The sequence below is a fragment of the Actinoplanes ianthinogenes genome, assembly GCF_018324205.1.
GTDB lineage: Bacteria > Actinomycetota > Actinomycetes > Mycobacteriales > Micromonosporaceae > Actinoplanes > Actinoplanes ianthinogenes.
This window is the reverse complement of sequence record NZ_AP023356.1, coordinates 6,856,510-6,869,073: the sequence shown is the minus strand read 5'-3', so window position 1 is coordinate 6,869,073 and position 12,564 is coordinate 6,856,510. Positions and strand designations below refer to the sequence as shown.

The following is a 12,564-nucleotide window of genomic DNA, read 5'->3' as shown; positions in this document are numbered from 1 at the left end:
ACGGCGCGACGCGGGCACGGTAGGTTTTCGGTCATGGCCCGCGTACGCGCCGCACTCTACCTGGACTTCGACAACGTGTTCAGCGGACTGATCAAGCAGGACCCGGACGTGGCGATCCAGTTCGCCAAGGACCCGGCCGCGTGGTTGGTCCGGCTGACCACGGCGCTGACCGTCGACGGCCCGCGCCGCTGGCTGATCCTGCGCTGCTACATGAACCCGGGCGGCTGGGTGCCCAATCCGGACACCGAGGCGGCCCAGCCCCGGCTCTACTACTCGCAGTTCCGGCCGTTCTTCGTGAACGCCGGCTTCGAGGTGATCGACTGCCCGCGGCTGACCCACACCAAGAACGCCGCCGACATCCGGATGGTCGTCGACGCCGTCGACGCGCTCGCCGACCCGGTGCCGTACGAGGAGTTCGTCATCGCCTCCGGCGACTCGGACATGACACCGCTGCTGGTGCGCCTGCGCCGGGCCGACCGGCGCACCACGATCGTGTCGCCGTCGGACGCGGCCGAGGCGTTCATCGCGGTCGCCGACCGGCTGATCACCAGCCAGGAGTTGCTGGAGCTGGTGCAGGGCGAGCCGGTGGAGAGCGACGAGGCGCCGGTGACACCCGGCGACCCGGAGACCCCGGTCTCCTACGAACAGTTCCGTGACCTGGTCGTCTGGCGCTACACCGCGGCCACCGGCCCGCTGAACCTGGCCTCGCTCGCCCACGACCTGCGCCGCCAGCTCGGCCCGAGCGTCGACGAGACGAGCTGGTTCGGCAACGGCGGTTTCGTCCGCGCCCTGGAGAGCCTGGCCCTGCCCAGCGCCAAGTTCTCCAACCACTTCGTCTGGGACTCCGCCCGGCACGAGCCACCCGAGTCCGGGATCAGCACCGGTCCCGCGCCGGAGCCGGTCGGCCGCCTGTCCGCGCTGCTCAGCCTCCCCCGGCTGCCCCGCGAGATGTGGCCGCCGGTCTACCAGTCGCTCGCCGACTACGCGGCCGGCCACCACTTCAACCTGACCGAGGCGACCCGCTGGGCCCGCGACCAGCTCGCCGCGCAGGGCGTGGACGTGAGCCGCAGCGCCATCGCCTTCGTCACCCGGGGCACCGCGTTCGGCGGCGCGCCGCTCTATCGCCAGCCCCCGCCGAACGCCACCGAGATCGCGGCGGCCTTCGCCGACAACGTGCTGAACCGGGCCGAGGCCGCCGCCATCGCCCTCAGCGACGACGAGATCGCCGAGGTCCGCTCCTGGCTCGGCGCCGCTTGAAACCCGATTACGGTACGCCCTGAGCACGCGCCCGTGGCTCGCCCGCCGCGAGGCCCCGAGCCCCCGGACCGCAACGCGACTCACGGTCCAGGCCGGTCACGCCAGGTCCACACGAACCCGGACCGCAACGCGACTCACGGTCCAGGCCCGTCGCGCGAGGTCCGCGCGAATCCGGACCGCAACGCGACTCACGGTTCAAGCTGGTCACGCGAGGTCCGCACGAACCCGGACCGCAACGCGACTCACGGTTCAAGCTGGTCACGCGAGGTCCACACGAACCCCGACCGCAACGCGACTCACGGTCCAAGCTGATCACGCGAGGTCCGCACGAACCCCGACCGCAACGCGACTCACGGTCCAGGCCGGTCACGCGAGGTCCGCACGAATCCGGACCGCAACGCGACTCACGGTTCGGGCTGGTCCTGGTGGCCCTATTCGAGGGTCGGATAGGGCCACCAGGACCAGCCCGGGTCGGGAGCGCGCCGCCTGCCCGGACCCTCGCGGACCTCGCGTCCCCGCTCGCCAGGCAGTCCGCTACTTCCGGGCGGGGAAGAGGGCCGGGGCAGCGGCGGACCAGGCGGCGACCAGGTCGACGCGGGCCGGGTCACGGAGCCACTGGATCTGGAGGCCGTCCATCAGCGCCATGATCTGGCGGGCCAGCGTCTCCGGCTCCGGCGTCAAGTCCCGGGCGAGGACGCTGAGCTGGGCGATGGTGCTGTCCTGCCGGACCCGGAAGTAGTCGTGGGCGGGATGGTCGGGCGCCAGTGACTCGGCCTCCAGGACCGCGAAGAGCCGGACGATCTCCGGCTGGCCGGCGTTGCGGCGGACCAGGGCGGCGCAGACCTCCGGCAGGGTGATGTGGTGCGCCGACGCGGCCACGCGGGTCGCCAGCGAGGAGAAGCGGGTGACCGGCGGGGTGAGGTGCTCGGCGATCTCGTCACCGGTCAGCCCCAGCTCGGCGGAGAGCGACCGGTAGTCCTCCTCGTCGCGGTGCTCCAGCACGGCCACCAGCAGGTTGTCCTTGGAGCCGACGTGGTGCAGCAGGCCCGGGACGGTCAGGCCGCAGTCGTCGGCGACGTCCTGCATCGACAGGCCCCAGAAGCCGCGCTCGGCGATCAGCCGCGTGGTCGCGTCGAGGATCTGCCGGCGGCGCTCGGCGGCCGGCAGGCGGGCCCGGTCCCGGCGGCGAGGTGGTGCGCTGTTCACAGCGTCTTTCCTACCAGCAGCCCCTTGCCGGGCGGTCGCGGCGTGCCCTAGGTTACCGATTAGTTAATACCTAGTAGGTACTCAGTAACGCGTTCTCCGGCTCGCTGGAGAGGAAGGACCGGATTGCGTCATGACCTCCGAGCTCACCACCGCCGAGCAGGCGGCGCTCACCAGCGGAAGCGACTTCTGGCAGACCACCGGCATCGCGCCGGCCGGGCTGCCCGCCGTCGTCGTGACCGACGGCCCGCACGGCGTCCGCATGCAGGCCTCCGGCGGCGACCTGCTGGCCGGCGTCCCGGCCACCTGCTTCCCGCCGGCCGTGGCCACCGCCTCCACCTGGGACCCGGAGCTGCTGCGCCGGATGGGCGAGGCACTCGGCGACGAGTGCCGGGCGATGGACGTGGCGGTGCTGCTCGGCCCGGGTGTCAACCTCAAGCGCAGCCCGCTCGGCGGCCGCAACTTCGAGTACTTCTCGGAGGACCCGATCCTGACCGGCGTGCTGGCCACCGAGTGGGTGCGCGGTGTGCAGAGCAAGGGGGTCGGTGCGTCGCTCAAGCACTTCGCGGTGAACAGCCAGGAGACCGACCGGATGCGGGTCAGCGCCGACGTCGACGAGCGCACGCTGCGGGAGATGTACCTGCGCGCCTTCCACCGGGTGGTGACCCGGGCGCAGCCGTGGACCGTGATGTGCGCGTACAACAAGGTCAACGGGGTGTACGCGAGCGAGCACCACTGGCTGCTCACCGAGGTGCTGCGCGACGAGTGGGGCTTCGAGGGCCTGGTCGTGTCGGACTGGGGCGCCGTGGTCGACCGGGTGGCCTCGATCCGGGCCGGCCTGGACCTGACCATGCCCGGCCCGGACGCGGCCGGCGACCAGCAGCTGGTGGACGCGGTCGAGGCGGGCACGCTCGACGCCGCGGTGCTGCGGAGGTCGGCTGATCGCGTACGGACAATGGTGGTGAACGCCGGGAAGCGCGAACCCGGAGGCTATGACGCGGACTCGCACCACGAGCTGGCCCGGGAGATCGCCGGGAGGGCGATCGTGCTGTTGAAGAACGACGGCGGGCTGCTTCCGCTGCGCGCGGAGGGGCAGACGATCGCGGTGCTCGGCGAGTTCGCCCGCACGCCGCGGTACCAGGGTGGCGGCAGCTCGCAGATCACGCCGACCCGGCTGGACGACGCGCTGACCCGGATCCAGGCCTCGACCAGCGCCACCGTCACGTTCGCCGAGGGCTACGACGACCCGGACGCGGCGGCCCGGGTGGCCCGGGGCAGCGACGTGGCGCTGGTCTTCGTCGGCTCGGCGCACGAGACGGAGGGCGCCGACCGGGACTCGCTGGACCTGCCCGCCGAGCACCTGGCGCTGATCGAGCGGGTGGCCGCGGCCAACCCGAACACCGTGGTGGTCCTCTCCAACGGCGCGGTGCTGCTGACCAGCCCGTGGGAGTCGGCCGTGCCGGCGATCGTGGAGGGCTGGCTGCTCGGGCAGGCCGGTGGCAGCGCGCTCGCCGACGTGCTGTTCGGCCGGGTCAACCCGAGCGGGCGGCTGGCCGAGACGATCCCGGTGAAGCTCGCCGACCACCCGTCCTACCTGGACTTCCCGGGCGAGCACGGGCATGTCCGGTACGGCGAGGGCCTGCACGTCGGCTACCGCGGCTTCGACGCCCGGCAGACCCCGGTCGCCTACCCGTTCGGCTTCGGGCTCTCCTACACGACGTTCGCCTACGGCACGCCGACCGGCTCCGGCCTGGAGATCACGGTGCCGGTGACCAACACCGGCGACCGGGACGGGCGCGAGGTGGTGCAGGTCTACGTGAGCCTGCCCGGGTCGGCGGTGCGCCGGGCCCCGCGGGAGCTGAAGGCGTTCGCGAACGTGGCGATCGCGGCCGGCGAGACCGTCGAGGTCACGCTGCACGTCGACCGGGACGACCTGGCCTACTGGGACACCCGGCTGAACCGGTGGGTGGTCGAGGACGGCGACTACGTGTTCGAGGTCGGCGCCTCGTCCCGGGACATCCGGGGCACGCTCACCCGGCACGTCACCGGCGACGAGGCCCGGGTGCCGCTGACCGAGGAGTCCAGCATCGGCGAGTGGTTCGCCGACCCGCGCGGCGCCCAGGTGCTCGGCGAGGCGTTCGCCACGGCGATGGCGTCGGCCGGGGACTCGACGATGGCCGCGATGGCCGCCGACCCCGGCATGATGCTGATGATGGCCAGCATCCCGATCAAGCGGATGGCGAGCTTCCCGGGCAGCCCGGTCACCGCCGACACGCTGGAGAAACTCATCCAGGCGGCGAACGAGTAACCGCTTTGACAGTGGCCCGCAACCATATGGTTGCGGGCCACTTTGCTGTGTCCACTTGCCATAGTGTGCGACACACACTATCGTTTCTGGCATGACAATGGATGCGACGCTTGCGGGACACCTGCAAGAGCTGCGGCGCGGCACCGTCGTCGTCGCCAGCCTCACCGTGCTGCGGGAGCCGGGCTACGGCTATTCGCTGCTGGAGACGTTGAGCCGGGCCGGCTTCGAGGTGGAGGCCAACACGCTCTACCCGCTGCTGCGCCGGCTCGAGGCGCAGGGGCTGCTGACCAGCGAGTGGAACACCGACGAGGCCCGGCCACGCAAGTTCTACCGGACCACCGAGCAGGGCGAAGCCGTCGCCGGCACCCTGCGCGGAGAGTGGGCGCGGCTCGACACCGCGATCGGCGACCTTTCGGTTACGACCAATCACGGGAGTGAGAAATGACCAACCTCGTCGATCGATACGTGCTCACCGCCCTGCGCCGCATCCCCGAGCAGCAGCGCGCCGACATCGACCGGGAGCTGCGGGCGTCCATCGACGACGCGGTCGAGGCCCGGATCGACGCCGGTGAGACGCCGGAGGCGGCCGTCGAGTCCGCGCTCACCGAGCTCGGCGACCCGGAGCGGCTCGCCGACCGGTACGCCGACCGCCCCAACTTCCTGATCGGCCCCGACCTCTACCCGATCTGGCGCCGGCTGCTCAAGATCCTGCTCGCCACGGTGCTGCCGCTGGTCGTGGCGATCGGGGTGGTGGTGCAGCTCTTCGACGACCCGGACATCGGCAAGGTGATCGGCGGCGCGGTCGCCGGCGTGCTCACGATCGGCGCGCACATGTGCTTCTGGGTGACGCTGGTCTTCGCGATCATCGAGCGCACCGGCGTCAGCCGGGAGCACCTGAAGGCCAACTGGAAGCTGTCCGACCTGCCGAAATACGAGACCAACCGGGCCGGCCTCGCCGAGATGATCAGCGGTGTCGTCTGGTCGGTGCTGCTGATCGCCGCGCTGGTGCTGCAGCAGTTCACCTTCACCGACGTGCCGCTGCTCGACCCGGCGAACTGGGCGTTCTGGTGGCCGGTGCTGATCGCCCTGTTCACGCTGCGCGCCTTCTACCACGTCTGGGTCTACCGTCTGGGCGCCGTGACCCGGGCTGCCGCGGTGGTGAACGCGGTGCTCACGGTGGCCTACACGGTTCCGATGGTGTGGCTGCTGGCCACCGACCGGTTCTTCAACCCCGAGTTCCACGGCTTCCTCGACGTCAACGGCGGGGACGTGAAGGACTGGATCAGCATGGCCGCCATCGCGGTCCTGGTCCTGGGCGGGCTCTGGGACGTCGTCGAGAAGTTCGTCAAGGCGGAGCGGGCCCGCCGCGGCCTCCCGACGCGGGTGCCCGGGACCGGCGGCAGCTACGACTTCAGCTGATCTCACAGCACGCGGGAAGCCGGGGCGCATCGCGCCCCGGCTTCTTCTCAGGTGCGCGTGCGGGTGAGCAGGGCCTGAATCCGGGAGACGAGCTCGCGCGGGCTGAACGGTTTCGTCACGTAGTCGTCGGCACCGGCGCTGAAGCCGCCCTCGACGTCCTGCTCCTGCACCCGGGCGGTGAGCATGATGATCAGCATCCCGGCGGTGGAGGGGTCGGCGCGCAGCATCCGGCACACGTCGATGCCGGACAGCAGCGGCATCGAGACGTCCAGCACGGCGAGGGTCGGGCGGTGCACCCGGGCCTGCTCCACAGCGGCCTGACCGTCACCGACCGTGATCACCTCGAGCCCGGCCTGCTCCAGCTTGAAGGCCACCAGGTCACGGATGTCGGCGTCGTCGTCGGCCACCAAGACCGTGGTCACGGCAGCTCCCCTCGATCGGCATCACTACTTGTCCGACGATATCCGGTTATTTTGGGCGAGGCGGCGGGACTACCGGATTCCCGACCCATCCGCGCCCCGCTCAGCGCCGAATCCCGGGTATGCCAGCGGCCACACCGTTAGCAACCGGCTCGCAACCGGGGTACGCCCCGGTTGCATCCCGGCAGCGGTGTGCTGATTCCCGAGCGACCGCCGAGCTACCGACCGGACCGGGGAGGACCCGATGAACGCAGTGATCGATGACGTCCGTACCGAAGCGCTGTTCGTATCGGACCTGCAACGCTCCCAGGAACCGACCCCGGAGCTGATCCGCGAGGCCATCACAGCGACCGTCGATCGCCTCGGCGCCCACGGCTGCGCGGCCCTGGTGGCCCAGGAGTTCGGCGAGCACCCGGACTGCGCCCTCGGCCGCATGCGGTGGGCCCGGATGGCGGTCCGGCACGCCTTCGCCGCCTGAGACCCGATCAGGGTACGCCCGGAGCACCCCTGCGCGAACGCCCAGGATGCACCTCGCGTACCCCGGCCCGGAGACTCAGTGTGCGTGGGTGACGATCGCCTCGGCCACGTGGCGTAGCTGGTCGTGGTCGGGGCGGAAGCCGGCGGCGATGTCCGGGTGCAGCCCGGCTCTCGCCTGGTCCAGCAGCATGCTGGTGACCTGCTCGATGCTCTCGCCGGCATACCGCTGGCGGATCTTGACGGTCGCGGCCTGGAGCGCCGAACTGAGCTGGTCCTCCAGCGGACCGCGCAGTTTCTCCTCCACCGGGTTGAGCGATTGCGGGTCGAGTGTGACGTGCGGCTCGGCCAAAGTGTCCTCCGGAGGTCAACGACGCCGTACGGATACCCGTCGACCAACCCTCAGTAAACCGTGCGGACACGCGCCCGCGCCGGGTTTCCCCGGGACGGGGGACCGCCGGGGCGTCAGGCGGCACGGCTGACGGCCTCCTCGATCAGGCCGCGCCGGGCCAGGCGCGGCAGCCGGGTCAGCAGCGGCCGGATCTGCGCCGTGACCAGCGGCGGTGCCGCTGTCAGGGGCGGTCCCAGCACACGGAGCACCGGGTCGGTGGCCCAAGGAGAGGCTCTCGATCGCCTTGGACCACCGACGGTATCTATCGCTACCCGTTCGTGAGCGGGCTAACCACCTCGGCGAGCAACGGCGGCAGAAGTTCCCGCAGCACGTCGATCCCGTCCCGGCTGAGCACCGACTCCGGATGGAACTGCACCCCGGCGAACGACGCGCCGCGCAGCGCGTGCACCGCCCCGTCGGCCGGGTCCCGGGCGATCTCCACCGGCCCGTGCGCCGAGTCGATCGCGGCGGCCGCGGACACCGCGGCGAAGCTGGAGTAGAACCCCACCCGCCGCACCGAGCCGAACAGGTCCACGTCCCGCGCCAGCCCCTGATAGGGCGACTCCCGCCGGATCAGCGACAGCCCGAGCTCCAGGGCCAGCATCTCCTGACCGAGGCAGACCGCGAACAGCGGCGACCCGCTCGCCAGCCGGTCCCGGACGATGCCGCGCATCACCGCCATCTTCGGGTCGCCGGTGTCCTCCGGGTCACCCGGTCCCGGGCCCACCACCAGCAGGTCGGCGTCCGGCGCCGGCGACGACCAGGGCACCACCGACACCGTCAGGCCGAGCGCCTTCAGCTGGTGGGCCAGCATCGCGGTGAATGTGTCCTCCCCGTCCACGATCACCGCGGACCGCCCGGCCAGCCCCGGCGCCACGAGCGCGCCGGGCGCCCGGGAGTCCAGCCAGAACCGGGCCAGGTCGACGTTGCGGGCGGCGAGCGCGGCCAGCTCCGGCTCGCCGGCCACGGGAGCGGTCGCGTCGCGTACCGGAAAGGACGCGGAACCGAGCGCGGCCAGCACGCCCGCGGCCTTCGTGTGGGTCTCGGCCACCTCGCCGGCCGCCGTCGAATGCCGCACCAGGGTGGCCCCGACCGGCACCCGCAGGGTGCCGTCGGGCGTGATCTCCGCGGTCCGGATCAGGATCGGCGCGTCCAGGCTCTGCCGTCCCTCGTCGTCGACCTCCAGCAGGGCCAGCACGCCCGCGTAGTACCCGCGCCCGCGGCGTTCGTGGCGGGCGATCACCCGGCACGCGTTCTCGATCGGGCTGCCGGTGACGGTCGGCGCGAACATGGTCTCGCGCAGCACCTCCCGGACGTCCAGCGAACCGCGCCCGGCCAGCAGGTACTCGGTGTGGGTGAGGTGCGCCATCTGCTTCAGGTAGGGCCCGGCGACCTGCCCGCCGTGCTCGGCGACGGTCGCCATCATCTTCAGTTCCTCGTCGAGGACCATGTAGAGCTCCTCGACCTCCTTCGGGTCCCGCAGGAAGTCGAGCAGCGGCCCGGACCCGTGCCGGAACGTCCCGCTGATCGGGTTCATCATCACGATGCCGTCGGTGACGCTGACGTGCCGCTCCGGCGTGGCCCCGACCAGCGTCCGGGTCCCGGTGTGCACCAGGAACGTCCAGTACGTCCCCTGTTCCTGCGCGAGCAGCCGCCCGAACGCCGCCCGCGCCGCGTCCACCGGGTCGCCGTCGACGGACGCCTCGAACACCCGGTGGATCACGAAGTTCGCGCCCTCGCCGTGCCCGATCTCGTCGCGCAGCACGTCCTCGACGATCCGCCCGTACTCGTCGTCGCTCAGGTCGAACCTCCCGCCGGAGACCCGCAGCTCACCGGCCGGGAAGTCGCTCAGCGGCCGGGTCTCGCGGGAATCGATCAGCAGACACTCCAGCGGCGCGCCGTCGTCCACGCAGTCGAAGCCGCGCTCGGCGATCTGCCGGTAGGGCACCACGGCGAGCACCGGCCGCCCGGGGTCGAGCGGGATGGCGGCGAGCGCGTCGACGGTGATCACGTCACCGGTGAGCACCTCGACGTGGTCGGCGCCGTCGCGGTGCAGGTAGGCGAAAGGCATGGGTCCTCGTTCCGGGCCGGGCGGGCGCCCACCGAGTCCGGACCATGCGAAACGGCCGCCTCGGGGAGGCGGCCGCGGGTTGGTTACGCGCGGGGGATGTGGCCGCCGGTCAGGCGGGCCACCACATGCTCAGTCGCGCGTTCATGCCCTGCAGCCTAACGGCGTCCGCGTCACTCCGCGCCACCCGTCCCGCATGGAGAGACCTAAGGCCTGTTTCATAACCCGACCGGGGCTGCGGCGTGGCCAGGAGCGCGCCTGGCAGCGTCCGCGATTTGCCCGCATACAACACCGGTATGCGGGCAAATCGCGGCCGTTGCCAGCCACACTCCTGACCTCGCCTCGCACTCGGCCGGGTTATGAAACAGGCCTTAGCGGGGCTTGTCGTGCAGGGTGAGGATCAGGTCGACGACCAGCGCGCTCCAGCCGGTCTGATGCCACGCGCCCAGTCCGGCCCCGTTGTCCCCGTGGAAATACTCCGGGAAGACGATCAGGTCCTTCCAGTCCGGGTGGGTGTGGAACATGTCGGTCGCGCCGTAGATCGGCCGGCGCCCGTCGTCGTCCGGGACGAAGAGCGCGATCAGCCGGCGGGACAGGTCGTCGGCCACCTCGGACAGCGACATCTTCGTCTGTGCCCCGGTCGGGTACTCCACCCGCAGGTCCTCGCCGTAGAACTCGGCGAACTCCCGGAGCGCCTCGACCAGCAGGTAGTTGACCGGCATCCAGACCGGGCCGCGCCAGTTCGAGTTGCCGCCGAACAGGCCGCTGGTGCTCTCCGCCGGCTCGTAGCCGACGGTGAAGTCCGAGCCGCCCAGCGAGACCGTGAACGGTTTCTCCAGGTGGGCACGGGAGAGCGTGCGCAGGCCGTACGGGGAGAGGAATTCCTCGGGGTCCAGCAACCGGGCCAGGATCCGCAACAGCTGGTCCTGGCCCACCATGCTCAGCAGCCGCTGGCGGCGCCGATCGGCGCCGCCGAGCCGGCGCGCGCTGATCACGTCGCCGTAATCGGTCTGCTTGTGCAGCATCCAGCGGACCCGGGCGTTCACCTCGGGCAGCCGGTTCAGGGTGTCCGAGGTGAGCCGGGTGGTCGCGGCGAGCGGCAGCAGGCCGACGATCGACCGGGCCTTGAGCGGCACCTTGTGCCCGTCCGGCAGCCGCAGCACGTCGTAGAAGAAGCTGTCCTCGTCGTCCCAGAGCCCCTGCCGGTACGCCGCCTCCGCGATGTACGTGAAGTGCTCGAAGAACTTGGTGGCCATGTCCTCGTAGGACCGGTCGTGCAGGGCCAGGATGATCGACATGTCGAGCAGGTTGAGGGCGTACATGGCCATCCAGCCGGTGCCGTCGGACTGTTCGAGCACCCCGGCGACCGGTAACGCGGCCGAGCGGTCGAACGGGCCGACGTTGTCCAGGCCGAGGAAGCCGCCCTCGAACACGTTGTTGCCGCCGACGTCCTTGCGGTTGACCCACCAGGTGAAGTTGAGCAGCAGCTTGTGCATCACCTTGGCGAGGAAGTCGTAGTCCCGGCCGCCGTCGATCTGGAAGACGCGCAGCGCGGCCCAGGCGTGCACCGGCGGGTTCACGTCGGCGAACGACCACTCGTACGCCGGGATCTGCCCGTTCGGGTGCATGTACCACTCGCGGAGCAGCAGGAGCAGCTGCGACTTGGCGAAACCCGGGTCGACCCGGCTGATGCTGACACAGTGGAACGCCAGGTCCCAGGCGGCGTACCAGGGGTACTCCCACGGGTCCGGCATGCTGATCACGTCGAAGCTGTTCATGTGCCACCAGCCGTTGTTGCGCCCGTAGCGCCGGCCCGGTGGCGGTGGCGAGTTGCCCGGGTCGCCGTGCAGCCACTGCTTCACGTCGAAGTGGTAGAACTGCTTGCCCCACATCAGCCCGGCGATCCCCTGCCGGGCCACCGCGGCCTCCTCCTCGGACGCGGCCGCCGGGATGACCTCGCGGAAGAACGCGTCGGCCTCGGCGAGCCGGTCGCGCATCACCGCGTCCCAGTCGCCGGCCAGGTCGAGCGGCGGCGCCGGGGCGTCGGTCTGGGTGAGCCGCATCCGAAGGGTCCGGGACTCCCCCGGGCCCAGGGTGATCTCGTAGTGCAGCGCGCCCTTGGTGCCGGTCCCGCTCGGGTTCACGGTCGGCATGTCGGAGATCAGGAAGTCGTTGATCCCGTCCTTCGGGTACGGGCTGCGCCCGGGCAGGCCCCACAGCCGCTGCGCGTTGGTCTCGTTGTCGCAGACCAGCGCGGGCGGGGCGCCCTCGGCGTCGAGCGTGACGTGCCCGATCGACCGGTGCCGCCCGGCGAGACGCCCGGGGGTGCCGGTCAGGGACGGGATCGGCCGGTTCGGCAGGCCCCAGGACCACGTGTTGCGAAACCAGAGGGTGGGCAGCACGTGCAGGGTGGCCGGGTCCGGGCCGCGGTTGGAGACGGTGACCGCGATGCACATGTCGTGCGGGCCGGCCTTGGCGTAGTCGACGGTCACCGCCCAGAACCGGTCCTGGTCGAAGATGCCGGTGTCGACCAGCTCGTACTCGCTCTCGGTCCGCGAGCGCTGGCCGTTGACCCGGACCAGCTGGTCGTACGGAAACTCGGCTTGTGGGTAGTGATAGCGCCAGCGCATCCACGAGTGGGTCGGCGTGGAGTCCTGGTACCACCAGTAGTCCTTGGCGTCCTCGCCGTGGTTGCCGCCGTCGCCGCCGAGGCCGAACATCCGTTCCTTGAGGATCGGGTCCTTGCCGTTCCAGAGCGCGAGCGCGAAGCAGAACGTCTGCCGGTCGTCGCAGACCCCGGCCATGCCGTCCTCGTTCCACCGGTACGCCCGGGACCGCGCGTGGTCGTGCGGGAAGTAGTCCCACGCCGTCCCGTGCTCGCTGTAGTCCTCCCGGACCGTGCCCCACGCCCTTTCGGAGAGGTAGGGACCCCAGGCGCGCCACGGCTGCTCGCCGGAGTCGGCCTGGGCCAGCCGATCCCGCTCCGACACGTGCGTTCTCACCATCCCCACCATTACGACCCGGA

The 12,564-nt window shown here is 71.1% G+C and carries 11 protein-coding genes; 5 read left to right on the top strand and 6 right to left on the bottom strand.

Annotated features, from left to right (window positions below):
* Window positions 1-33 precede the first annotated feature (33 nt).
* Window positions 34-1,257 (top strand): NYN domain-containing protein, encoded by a 1,224-nt coding sequence (locus tag Aiant_RS31275; protein WP_189333774.1) that lies wholly within the window; start codon window positions 34-36, stop codon window positions 1,255-1,257.
* Between the two features lie 534 nt (window positions 1,258-1,791).
* Here Aiant_RS31275 and Aiant_RS31270 read toward each other — a convergent pair.
* Window positions 1,792-2,463 carry a TetR/AcrR family transcriptional regulator gene (locus tag Aiant_RS31270; RefSeq protein WP_189333775.1) on the bottom strand — a complete coding sequence of 224 codons (672 nt, stop codon included), beginning with the start codon at window positions 2,461-2,463 and terminating at the stop codon, window positions 1,792-1,794.
* Between the two features lie 130 nt (window positions 2,464-2,593).
* Between Aiant_RS31270 and Aiant_RS31265 the strand changes: the two genes are divergently transcribed.
* From Aiant_RS31265 to Aiant_RS31255, 3 genes are all read left to right on the top strand, one after another.
* Entirely contained in the window at window positions 2,594-4,768 is a 2,175-nt protein-coding gene (locus tag Aiant_RS31265) for a glycoside hydrolase family 3 C-terminal domain-containing protein (protein ID WP_189333776.1), read from the top strand.
* Between the two features lie 91 nt (window positions 4,769-4,859).
* The gene (locus Aiant_RS31260) at window positions 4,860-5,213 is read left to right on the top strand and encodes a PadR family transcriptional regulator (RefSeq protein WP_189333777.1); all 354 of its coding nucleotides are present in this window, start codon (window positions 4,860-4,862) and stop codon (window positions 5,211-5,213) included.
* Window positions 5,210-6,187 carry a permease prefix domain 1-containing protein gene (locus Aiant_RS31255; protein ID WP_189333778.1) on the top strand — a complete coding sequence of 326 codons (978 nt, stop codon included), beginning with the start codon at window positions 5,210-5,212 and terminating at the stop codon, window positions 6,185-6,187. The genes Aiant_RS31260 and Aiant_RS31255 overlap by 4 nt, the downstream gene beginning before the upstream one ends.
* Window positions 6,188-6,234: 47 nt before the next feature.
* On the opposite strand, the gene Aiant_RS31250 is transcribed toward Aiant_RS31255, so the two are convergent.
* Window positions 6,235-6,609 (bottom strand): response regulator transcription factor, encoded by a 375-nt coding sequence (locus Aiant_RS31250; RefSeq protein ID WP_189333779.1) that lies wholly within the window; start codon window positions 6,607-6,609, stop codon window positions 6,235-6,237.
* A 241-nt stretch (window positions 6,610-6,850) separates the two neighbouring features.
* On the opposite strand from Aiant_RS31250, the gene Aiant_RS31245 reads away from it, so the two are divergent.
* Window positions 6,851-7,084: a hypothetical protein gene (locus tag Aiant_RS31245; protein ID WP_189333780.1), complete on the top strand. Its 234-nt coding sequence runs from the start codon at window positions 6,851-6,853 to the stop codon at window positions 7,082-7,084.
* Window positions 7,085-7,159: 75 nt separating this feature from the next.
* Here Aiant_RS31245 and Aiant_RS31240 read toward each other — a convergent pair whose 3' ends face one another.
* The 4 genes from Aiant_RS31240 to Aiant_RS31230 form a co-directional block, all read right to left on the bottom strand.
* Entirely contained in the window at window positions 7,160-7,432 is a 273-nt protein-coding gene (locus tag Aiant_RS31240; RefSeq protein ID WP_189333781.1) for a hypothetical protein, read from the bottom strand.
* 113 nt (window positions 7,433-7,545) lie between these two features.
* Window positions 7,546-7,671: a hypothetical protein gene (locus Aiant_RS46655; RefSeq protein ID WP_268248829.1), complete on the bottom strand. Its 126-nt coding sequence runs from the start codon at window positions 7,669-7,671 to the stop codon at window positions 7,546-7,548.
* Window positions 7,672-7,739: 68 nt separating this feature from the next.
* Window positions 7,740-9,542: an anthranilate synthase family protein gene (locus tag Aiant_RS31235; protein ID WP_189333782.1), complete on the bottom strand. Its 1,803-nt coding sequence runs from the start codon at window positions 9,540-9,542 to the stop codon at window positions 7,740-7,742.
* Window positions 9,543-9,910: 368 nt separating this feature from the next.
* Window positions 9,911-12,544 carry an MGH1-like glycoside hydrolase domain-containing protein gene (locus Aiant_RS31230; protein ID WP_189333783.1) on the bottom strand — a complete coding sequence of 878 codons (2,634 nt, stop codon included), beginning with the start codon at window positions 12,542-12,544 and terminating at the stop codon, window positions 9,911-9,913.
* Between the last annotated feature and the right edge of the window lie 20 nt (window positions 12,545-12,564).